This is a genomic window from Leptolyngbya sp. FACHB-541 (assembly GCF_014695875.1).
Lineage (GTDB): Bacteria > Cyanobacteriota > Cyanobacteriia > Elainellales > Elainellaceae > JAAUTN01.
In genome coordinates this window covers 89895-99944 of record NZ_JACJPC010000149.1, presented here as the reverse complement: position 1 = coordinate 99944, position 10050 = coordinate 89895, and the positions used below count along the sequence as shown (strand labels likewise).

The 10050-nt window shown below is 49.0% G+C and carries 11 protein-coding genes; 7 read left to right on the top strand and 4 right to left on the bottom strand.

What is annotated here, in order from left to right; genetic code table 11:
- The 3 genes from H6G00_RS33965 to H6G00_RS33955 all read left to right on the top strand — a co-directional run.
- On the top strand, positions 1-531 hold a 531-nt coding region (locus H6G00_RS33965), incomplete at its 5' end, for an FAD-dependent monooxygenase (RefSeq protein WP_190800101.1).
- A 62-nt stretch (positions 532-593) separates the two neighbouring features.
- A complete protein-coding gene (gene pstS / locus H6G00_RS33960) occupies positions 594-1667 on the top strand; it encodes a phosphate ABC transporter substrate-binding protein PstS (protein ID WP_190800100.1) in 1074 nt (357 codons plus the stop codon).
- Positions 1668-1762: 95 nt separating this feature from the next.
- Entirely contained in the window at positions 1763-2698 is a 936-nt protein-coding gene (locus H6G00_RS33955; RefSeq protein WP_190800099.1) for an IS5 family transposase, read from the top strand.
- A gap of 81 nt (positions 2699-2779) precedes the next feature.
- Here H6G00_RS33955 and H6G00_RS33950 read toward each other — a convergent pair whose 3' ends face one another.
- The gene (locus H6G00_RS33950; RefSeq protein WP_190800098.1) at positions 2780-3937 is read right to left on the bottom strand and encodes a hypothetical protein; all 1158 of its coding nucleotides are present in this window, start codon (positions 3935-3937) and stop codon (positions 2780-2782) included.
- Positions 3938-4145: 208 nt separating this feature from the next.
- On the opposite strand from H6G00_RS33950, the gene H6G00_RS33945 reads away from it, so the two are divergent.
- Positions 4146-4484 (top strand): thioredoxin domain-containing protein, encoded by a 339-nt coding sequence (locus H6G00_RS33945; protein WP_190642913.1) that lies wholly within the window; start codon positions 4146-4148, stop codon positions 4482-4484.
- 72 nt (positions 4485-4556) lie between these two features.
- Complete coding sequence (locus tag H6G00_RS33940) at positions 4557-5738, top strand: LL-diaminopimelate aminotransferase (protein WP_190800097.1); 1182 nt, start codon at positions 4557-4559, stop codon at positions 5736-5738.
- Between the two features lie 4 nt (positions 5739-5742).
- On the opposite strand, the gene H6G00_RS33935 is transcribed toward H6G00_RS33940, so the two are convergent.
- The 3 genes from H6G00_RS33935 to H6G00_RS33925 all read right to left on the bottom strand — a co-directional run bounded on the left by H6G00_RS33935 (position 5743) and on the right by H6G00_RS33925 (position 7869).
- The gene (locus tag H6G00_RS33935; protein ID WP_190800096.1) at positions 5743-6624 is read right to left on the bottom strand and encodes an aspartoacylase; all 882 of its coding nucleotides are present in this window, start codon (positions 6622-6624) and stop codon (positions 5743-5745) included.
- A gap of 243 nt (positions 6625-6867) precedes the next feature.
- On the bottom strand, positions 6868-7497 hold the full coding sequence (gene hemJ, locus H6G00_RS33930; protein WP_190686413.1) for a protoporphyrinogen oxidase HemJ: 630 nt from the start codon (positions 7495-7497) through the stop codon (positions 6868-6870).
- 147 nt (positions 7498-7644) lie between these two features.
- Complete coding sequence (locus H6G00_RS33925) at positions 7645-7869, bottom strand: DUF2811 domain-containing protein (RefSeq protein ID WP_190642909.1); 225 nt, start codon at positions 7867-7869, stop codon at positions 7645-7647.
- A gap of 1036 nt (positions 7870-8905) precedes the next feature.
- On the opposite strand from H6G00_RS33925, the gene H6G00_RS33920 reads away from it, so the two are divergent.
- Both H6G00_RS33920 and H6G00_RS33915 read left to right on the top strand, forming a co-directional pair.
- A complete protein-coding gene (locus H6G00_RS33920; RefSeq protein WP_190800095.1) occupies positions 8906-9232 on the top strand; it encodes an MgPME-cyclase complex family protein in 327 nt (108 codons plus the stop codon).
- Between the two features lie 6 nt (positions 9233-9238).
- Positions 9239-9976, top strand: coding sequence for a hypothetical protein (locus H6G00_RS33915; protein WP_199318871.1), 738 nt, complete (start codon positions 9239-9241; stop codon positions 9974-9976).
- Positions 9977-10050: the final 74 nt, after the last annotated feature.

Genomic DNA, 10050 nt, shown 5'->3' with positions numbered 1-10050 from the left:
CAAGAGAACTTTCCTGTGATTGGGCAGTTGATGTCACCAGAGGAAGCAGAAGCGTTCTGGCAGCGTCCAGTGGGGCAGGCGTTAACGGTACAGTGCGATCGCTTCCATGAGGGAGACAGTATTTTGCTGATTGGAGATGCCGCTCATGCTGTCTCACCTTCGCTGGGGCAGGGGTGCAATGCTTCACTAGAGGATGTCCTGATTCTTGAGCGGTTGTTGGAGCAGTATGAGGATGATTGGGCGCTAGTTTTACCTGCCTTTTCTGAGCAAAGAGTCCCCGATGCTCATGCACTCAGAGAATTGTCAAATTACTCGTTTCCGCGCAAGAAGCGGTTGTTCATTGAGTTTTTGTTGCGATCGCAGCTCAGTCGATTTCTACATCAACGGTTTCCACGGTGGGTGAAGCCATTTGTGTTTGATTTGGTGGTTGATTACGATTTGCCCTACTCCCAGGTGTTGAGCTTGCACCGAGGCTGGATTAACAAGGTGAAGCGATCGTCACCTCATCCTCATGAAACACAACTGTCGTAGGTTGATACAGCCAGGCCTTACGCAAATGCGACAAATTCAACTCATTTACCCCGAAATTTACTATGTTGACGCAATCTAAACTGTTTCGCCTAATAGCTCCAATTCCATTGATTTCACTTATCACAGCTTTAGCCTCCTGCTCTACCCAACCGACTCCTTCTGTTTCTCTTGAGGGTGCAGGAGCTAGCTTTCCGGCTCCCCTCTATGAGTTGTGGTTTGACCGATATCACCAGCAAAATCCCCAGGTTGAAGTGAGTTATGAAGCGGTGGGGAGCGGTGCAGGAATTGAACAGTTTCTCAATCAAGAGGTTGATTTTGGCAGCACTGATGTACCTTTGACAGCCGAAGAAATTGCTCAATTTCCAGATGAGCGAGGTAAACCAATTCAAGTGCCGCTTGCCAGCAGCGCTATTGTATTAGCGTATAACCTGCCAGGTGTAGAAGAATTTCGGCTCTCGCGTGAGACATACTGCGGCATTACAACAGGTGAAATCACAAACTGGAATGACTCTGCGATCGCCCAAGATAACCTGGAAGTATCACTTCCTAATTTACCGATCACATTTGTGCATCGTTCAGATAACAGCGGCACTACATTCAATTTCACCAATCACCTGGATCAGGTTTGTCCTGACTGGACAGCAGGTGTAGGGCAGATAGTCGAATGGACGGTAGGCAATGCGGCTCCTGGTAATGTAGGCGTCGCAGCCACCATTCAGCAAACCCAGGGGGCGATCGGTTACACCGGATTTGCTTACGCTGAACGTACTCATCTGCCAATGGCAACGCTAGAAAATAAAGCAGGTTTCTTCATTGAACCTTTGCCTAATGCAGCCGAAGATGCCACAGAAAATGTTGAAACAACCGATGATCTGGTGACTCTTTCGCCCGATCCAGAAAGTGCAGATGCTTACCCCATTATTGGTTTAACGTATCTGTTGCTCTATGAGAATTATCCTGATCCAGCCCAAAAAGCGGCACTGCAAGACCTGATTGAATGGGCACTCATGGAAGATGGCAGAGCGCTTGCTGATGCAGCAGGATATGCGCCGCTGTCCCGCCCTGTTGCTGCTAGGGTGCTTGACCTGGTTAATACAATGCAAACGGTTATATCGCAAACATCTTTTAGAGATTAACGATTGTGCATCAAAGGAAATGGCGTTGTTGCACAAAAGAGGGGTTGCGGGCGGGAGAGACATGGTAAGTTTCAATTACCACACCAAAACCTGCCATGCAAGCTCAATACCGCATCCGCAACTGGTCTGAGTATAACGCTGGACTCAAAGGGAGGGGAAGCCTGACCTTGTGGATCGATGAATCGGTTCTGGCGCAATGGGTCGATCCAGACTTGAGTGGCAAGCCAGGTGCGTCGAACTACTATAGTGAGTTAGCCATTGTGACGATGGCGACGGTGAAAGCGGTCTATCGTTTGGCGGGGCGGCAATGCCAAGGATTTCTAGAGTCTATCTTCAAGTTGATGGGCATCGAGTTGCAGGTTCCCGACCACAGCACGTTATCTCGACGGATGGGCAAGCTAGAGGTTGACATTCCTGTACGACCGAAAACAGGAGCACGGCATGTCGTTGTCGATTCAACCGGGGTGAAAGTGTATGGAGAAGGAGAATGGAAAACCCGTCAGCATGGAATCAGTAAACGTCGTACTTGGCGTAAGCTGCACTTGGGCGTTGATGAATCAACTGGAGAAATCTTAGCGGCGGTTGTGACGACCAACAACTATCAGGATGGCGAAGTTTTGAGTAACCTACTCGACCAGATTGAGGACGAGATTGAGCAAGTTTCAGCCGATGGAGCCTACGACCACCGCCACTGTTACGATGAGATTGCCGAACGTGATGCAAAAGCGGTCATTCCGCCTCGTAAGGCTGCGGTGATTTGGCAGCATGGCAATTGCAAAGCGCCGCCTCATCCCAGAGACGAGAATCTCAGATATATTCGCAAACATGGGCGTAAGAAGTGGAAGCGCGATGCCAATTACCATCGACGCTCTTTATCCGAAACCACGATGTTTCGCTTCAAGACGATCTTTGGCAGCAGGCTGAGTTCGCGCACCTTTGACAATCAGGCAGTCGAATTGTTCATCAAGTGTGCTGCACTTAATCGCATGATCCAAATCGCTAAACCTAATAGCTACGAAGTCAAAGCTTAATCGCAAGTTTCCACAAGGAGGGATCTGTGCCTCTTCTCAATCATGCAACAAAGCCCTTTGCTTCACCTAACCTACGGCTGTTTACACCAGTGTTTTCTCATAGATTCGGTAGGTTTTGTAGACTTTTGCTCCGGTCGCTTCAACGACTTTACGAGAAGGAGAATTATCTTCGTAGACGTATCCTAGTTCTGCTTGCTTGTAAGGTTTGCCTTTTTGCACGCCACTCTGCATTCCCAGATGGATCAGAGCTAGAGGCACCATTCTGCGGCGGTGTTCAGGTAGGGCGCAAATGACGATGACCCGTGCTTGGTTGATCTGACGGCGATACCAGAGCAGTTTGAGAATGCCTAGCCAGTTGAGCTTGCCGCCAACGTGCTTGAGCGCAATGTTGTAGTCAGGCAGCGCCATGAAGAAGCCGACCATTTCCCCTTCGTATTCAGCAATCCAAAAGATGTCGGGATCAACTACGGTTTTGAGGTCTTCTGCCTCTTCCCTGAATTCTTCTAATGTCCGGGGCGTGGAACTGTAGTTGTTGGCAAAGGCTTTGTTGAACAGATAATAAATTCCCTCGACATCCTGATCGAACGCTTCGCCTTTAAGATTGACCCGACGAAAGCTCACTCCTGACTTAGCAGCAATACGATAGCCTTTTTCATACTCAGTTGGAAGGGGGCGATCGAGGGGCAAGTGATAGGAATAGGCATCGATCGCTTTTTGCCAACCATCCTGCTCAATGAATTGGGGGTAGTAGGGCGGGTTGTAGGGCATCATGATCGTCGGCGGTGAGTCAAAGCCATCTACCAGCAGCAGGCAATTGTTGTGGGTGGAGAGGTCGATCGGTCCTCTCGCTTTGGTCATCCCTTGCTCTCGGAGCCATTGGCAGGCAGCTCGCAAAAGAGCCTGGGCAACTGCCGAATCTTCTACGCACTCAAAAAAGCCAAACAGTCCAACGTTCTTGCCTTCCCGCTCGATCAAACGCTGGTTTACGGATGCCACGATGCGGCCAACGACTTCCTCACCGGATTCGCCCTTCACTGCAATAAAAGCTTGCAGTTTGCCGTACTGAAGAAACGGATTGTCTGGCGCAAGCTGCTTGGCAACGCTACTGCGGAGGGGGGGCACCCAGTTTGTGTCGTGAGCATAGATCTTTGCAGGAACGTCTAAAAACTGCTCGATTTCTTCTGGGGTGGCGATCGCTCGAACTTGAACAGCCTTGGATGAAGTACTAGTTTGAGTCACGTCAGTTACCAATAGTTTCTATAGTGTTTTGAACATTCAGCAGGAGAGCTTCCAGTCTGGGTGAGGGGATGTAATAAAGATGCCTTAGTGTACGGGTAAAAGCGGTACAACGTAGAAGTTTTTTATCGATTTAGTCCCAGTTTTGACCCGAAACGACGGTCTGACGGTTAACCTAGATCAGGTGGTGATTGAATTATTGTGACCTAGCATGAGCAACACTGTCCTTTCGATCACAGATCCTGAGTTTGACGCAGAAGTTTTAAGCGCCACACAGCCTGTGTTGGTTTACTTCTGGGCTTCGTGGTGTGGCCCTTGCCGCTTGATGTCGCCAGTAGCAGATTGGGCGGCCCAAACCTATGGCGATCGCCTCAAGGTCGTCAAGATGGAAGTCGATCCCAACCCGGAAACTGTAGCAAAGTACCAGGTTCAGGGAGTTCCTTTTCTGGTTCTGCTAAAGCAGGGCGAAGTCCTCACTTCGACAGAAGGGGCAATGAGTAAGCAAAAACTAGAAGCGTTTCTCACGCCTTACTTACCCACAGCGGCTTAAGTAATAAGCCAGTCCGTGTAGGTCCGGACTTGCCCATCCTCCTACGCTATCAATCTGGGCTACAACAAGACCATGCAATTTGCCAAACGTTTGGAACCGCTGCAAGCCAATGTGTTTGCAGACATGGATCGGGCTAAAGCCAGAGCTAAGTCTGCAGGTCAGGATTTGATTGATCTGTCGTTAGGGTCTTCTGACTTGCCTGCATCAGAGCATGTATTGGAGGCGATCGCCACTTCCCTGCGCGATCCTGACACTCATGGCTATCTGTTGTTTCATGGGACTCGGTCGTTTCGGCAAGCTGCGGCACAGTGGTATACCCAAAAATTTGGCATCGCCGTAGATCCAGAAACCGAAGTTTTGCCGCTCATAGGTTCCCAAGAAGGGACAGCACACCTGCCGCTAGCGATCCTAAACCCGAGAGACTTTGCGTTGCTGCAAGATCCTGGCTATCCTTCCCATGTCGGGGGCGTATATTTGGCAAGCGGTCAAATTTATACGATGCCACTGCTGGCAGAAAACGGATTTCTGCCCATCCTGGAAGACATTCCTGAACCTGTGTTAAGCCAGTCGCGGATGATGGTGTTGAGCTACCCGCATAATCCGACGACGGCGATCGCTCCCCTCTCATTTTTCCAAAAAGCCGTTGCCTTTTGTCAGCAGCACAACCTGGTACTGGTTCACGACTTTCCTTATGTTGACCTGTACTTCAACGGCAGTGCTCCCCCCTCCGTTCTCCAGGCTGACCCGAATAAGACTTGCTCAATCGAATTTTTCACCCTGTCAAAGTCCTATAACATGGGGGGCTTTCGAGTGGGCTATGCGATCGGCAATAAGGAATTAATTCTGGCGCTACGGCAGGTAAAAGCCGCTGTGGATTTCAATCAGTATCGCGGCATTTTGAATGGGGCGATCGCTGCTCTCACTGGACCGCAAGCCGGGGTGAATGTCGCAGTTGAAACTTTCCGTCAGCGTCGGAATGCCTTCATCGCTGCCCTGCACCAAATTGGCTGGCAGGTGCCCTGTCCTGACGCGACGATGTACATCTGGGCAAGACTGCCAGAACCCTGGGTGCAAGACTCCATCCAATTCTGCACCCGTTTAGTGGAAGAAACAGGCGTTGCCGCTTCTCCTGGGGCAGGTTTTGGTAAGTCGGGTGAGGGGTATGTCCGATTTGCCCTGGTGCATGAACCAGCGATTTTAGAATCTGCTGTGGAGCGCATGGCAAGGTTTTTTAACCAATATAAATACCACTAACTGCTTAGCTAACTTGGAATTGCTGTTTTTGGGTTAGGTACATTGCAATTCCCTTCTCGTAATAAGCAGCTTCGTTGATGAAAATAGGGTAGACGGTTGTGCTGCCTTGATAGGCGATCGCATCTCCGTCAAATGTTAAAAACATTGGGTCACCAGGATTCAAGGCCTCATAGTCTTTGAACTGAAGCCGAGGATGAATCATCGCTTGAATCTCACCGTTTTTGCCCTTAGGATAATCGACTGCATTGGCATGTTGGTAAACCGTTAATGATGTTTCTTCTAGTGAAACTGTGTTGCTGTTGTACTGTTCTAAGTAATCCAAAATTGCACAAACTAATACTTCAGTTTTTTGAAACAGTTCTGCGTGTAGTGTTCCGTGGGCAACGGGTCCGACTTCAATCCCGACTCCATATCTAGCAATTGATCGCAGTGAATCTTGACTGCGACCCGAAGCAGCAGAACTGTAAACTTTGAGCTCAGGCTGTCTGTAGCTCAGGTAAGCTGCCAGCTTTAAAGTGAAGCAGTCAAGATTATCTAAAATCAGCATCAACCCTGCATTAGAGTCAGTGCCGTGCTGATCAATGGCAAAGTCCACAGGCGTTTGTCCTGCTTGTCCAAACTGGTTCTTGATCTCTCTGGCTCGTCGAACCTCATAGTCAAGATCCGTTTCCTTCCCCTCTGGAATATCAAAACATCGATTCAAATCTTTATCGATGTAGCGTACCCCTGCTTCTATAGCTCTGGGATTGCCTAATACAGTTAATGTCTCAAAGCTTGGTCTATGGATCAGTTCGGGACGTCGCTCGTACTTTCTAACTGCATAAATCCCATTTAGCTCGTTGCCGTGCGTTCCACCTGCAATTAACACCCGTTTGATTTTGTTCATTTCTATCCTTACTGTCCTAGCAAGTGTGATGAAGAGTTTTGCTTAGCTAGACAACAGGATATGGGGAAACACACATGACGGAATAACCTGTAGAGCCTCAGTAGCCTCACTCCAGATCAAAGATTTAAGGGGGAAATGGTAAAACCATTTCCCCCTTAAATCTTTTGATTGGGTTTAATTAACTGCCTCAGCTTTTTCAGCGATTTGAGTGTTGGTAGATGCGCTCTAGCTCATCGTAAAAGGTTAGCCAGCCTGCACTTCTGATGCATGACCGTTGTTTGCGCTGACGTTAGCCATGCTGCTCATGCTTGCATCAGCCGTAGCATCTAGCTTCTCCTTGTCTAGCCGCCGCTTGCGGGCGTAAAGCTGAATAATTGCCGCCATTGCCACGATCAGAGCCAGAACACCCCAAGCCGTCACATCCGTAGGCAAATTATTCTTAAATACCGCAAGCAGCACAATCACTACCAAAAACACTGTGGGAACTTCATTGAGCCATCGCATTTGCTGACTACCTAGAGCAAACTTGTCTGCGGCCATTTGTTTCATCAAACGAGCGCAGTAGTGGTGGTAGCCAATCAGCACAGCGACAAGGCCCATTTTGACGTGGAGCCAGGTATCTCTGAGGAGTTCAGGGGCAGTGACTAGCATGGCGATCGCCATCACTACCGTTAACACCATACCTGGCGTAGTAATCAGCTTATAGAGCCGCTTCTCCATGATCTGGTATTGCTGTTGAAGAATGCTACGGGCTGGCTCTGGCTGCTCATTTGCTTCGACGTGATAGACAAACAGACGCACCAAATAGAATAAGCCAGCAAACCAAACCACAACGCCAACAATATGAAATGCTTTGAACCAGAGATAATTCATGGGTCAGATCCTCTATAGCTGCTACAGCCAAGACCTAATTGTATCGAGTCAATTGCAGTCTTTTAAGGGGCAGCGCCAATGCCTTAAATAAGCTTAACGAGAGAAGCACTCAGACAAGCATTCAGTCGGAATGCCTTAAGCTACGCCTCAGACAGCGTGCTTAAACAGCGTATCTAGATAAACTCTGGCGGCACGACGGTAGCTCCGAGACGACTCGACGCTGTCGCTATTGCCATTCTGTAACAAAAACAGTGAGAGAGCAGCAGAAAACACCCGGTCTTGATCCCAGTCGGGATGGGTTTCCAGGTAGCCTTGGAGCGATTCATGTAACTCTTCAGGGATTTCTGCCAAGATGCTGACGGTTGCGTTCATAGAAACCTCTGGTAAGTGGGCGAATGGACAAAAACACCTGCCTGTGGCGCGATCGCCGCCATAGTTGCAGCTAAAATCAGCGCCAACGCGACTCTAAGCTAAATTTGAAACTTTCCCGCAAATAATCCACAGATAATCCACAGGCAGATCCAGACCGGCTCAAATCGGAGCGCTTTTTAGGTAGGTCGCATCATTGTGCGCTAGAGGGGGGTAGGCTTGTCAATGCTGCAAAATGTTGCGATCTTCTTCAGATAAAAATAAGGTTTACGAGACAATCAGGGTTTCAGGGCATTTCTTGTTACATAACTTCATCATAAGACGGTGGTTTATGAGAAAGCTGCTTTTTAAGACTGAAATCCCCAACAACACGGCAAGTCCTTATGCTCTCGTTAAGGGCTGTGGAAAACCTTAGCCAATCTGTGGAAAAACCTCAACCCACTTGTGGAAACAGTGTGGAATGCGTGGGGAAAATCAAGCCAAAAGATAAGAATTGCAAAAAGTTGAAAAGTCAGAAGTTGCTGAATCTTGTCCGTGTTCCTTGCTTCTGCTAAAACCCAATCTGCAAGCGAGGAATGCTCCTAGAATAGATCAAGTGTTCTGTTGTGTCTATGCCGAAATAGAACACTTGATCTATAAGGGTTGCGATTGACAAAGGACATTTCTGAGAAAAATTCTGTCCGCGCAGAGGTGAGCGAGTGTTCGCTCCTTTCGGAGCTTTGCTATTTGAAGCAATTTGCTAGCTTTTGTTGCTTGTGCTTTACCTTACATTTCCTCAGAGAGAGGGATTATTGCTTTTCCACTATTGCTTTTCCACAGACACTTGGAGTTTTGCTTATGCTGCGATTAGGGGTGTGAGGGGTGATCTGAAAGCAGCCGATTTTGATAATCTTCTAAAGGTGGGTTGTTCTTGAGGAAGCAAGGTTCGGCACTGCTTTCTCAAAAGTTTGCTTTTTAGGGTGAACAAGGTTGAATAGGGCAGATACCGTAACAAAATCACCCGAGTTGATTACTGAATGAGTGGTACTGAGATTTAGGTATGCAGACTTACTATTACGCTTTAGCCAGTCAAAAATTTTTGTTGGAAGAACCCATTGACGAGGTGTTGCGGGAGCGGACACGCAACTATCAGGATCAGGGGAAAGAAATCGATTTTTGGCTGGTTCACCAGCCTGCCTTTTTGCAAGCACCTGAGATGGCAGCGATCGCTGCTAAGTGCCCAAAACCTGCTGCCGCAGTTGTTTCAACCAACCCGCAGTTGGTTACCTGGCTGAAGTTGCGACTGGAGTATATAGCAACGGGTGAGTTTCAGTCTCCCTCTGCGACGATTCCTGATCCGCTGGCTTCTCTGGCTTCTGTGTCTTAAACCGTCATGGGCGACCCAATCATGCGCCAAACTCCAATAAAGCTGCCAATCAAGCTGTGTGTCTTCTCAGTGAAGGTGGCGCTTGCTGCTGTAGTTGCGGGGATCACCTTCACGGGAATCAGTATCACGGGGATTAAGGGGCAGAGGGCGATCGCCCAGTCTGCTCCTGCCTGTGAGCCACCTGCGGCAGGAGAATATCTTCTTTTGGTCGTCAGCGAATCTGGACAAACACCAGAACAGCTTCGGCGTACCTTACCGCCTAACGCCTCCACAACGGTTTGCCGCTATTTGGACAACACAGTTACTCGCGTCGGTGGCTTTACTGATGCTGAGGTTGCCAACTCGTGGGCGCAGTATTTGAGTGACCTTGGCGGAATGCAAGCATTTGTTGCCCGTCCGTCTGAAGCGGCTTCAACTCAGGCACAAGCTCCCAATACGCAGCCTCCTACTGCTGCATCTACTGAGGCACTGTCTTACAATCCCCAGCCTCTAGCCGCAGGCTATGCAGTGCTGGTTGACTACTTCAATCGTCCAGAGGTAGCAACTGATGTGCAGCAGGCATTAGGTAGTCAGGTGGGGCTGGTTTCCTATGGGCAGCGTCCTTACCTGTTAGCGTTGCATACCTCCGATGCGGCTGTAGCAAATTCTGTATTGCAGCGATTGAGCGATCGCAACTTCTTAGCATTAGTTGTTGATAGCCGTCGCGTCGTTTTGTTGACCCCAGCGGTCGCCTCCGTGGATTGAGCGATAGACAGCGCTAGTCCCCTCAGTTCGGACAAGAAACAAGGGTAGAGCTTAAGCCCTACCCTTGTTTCTTG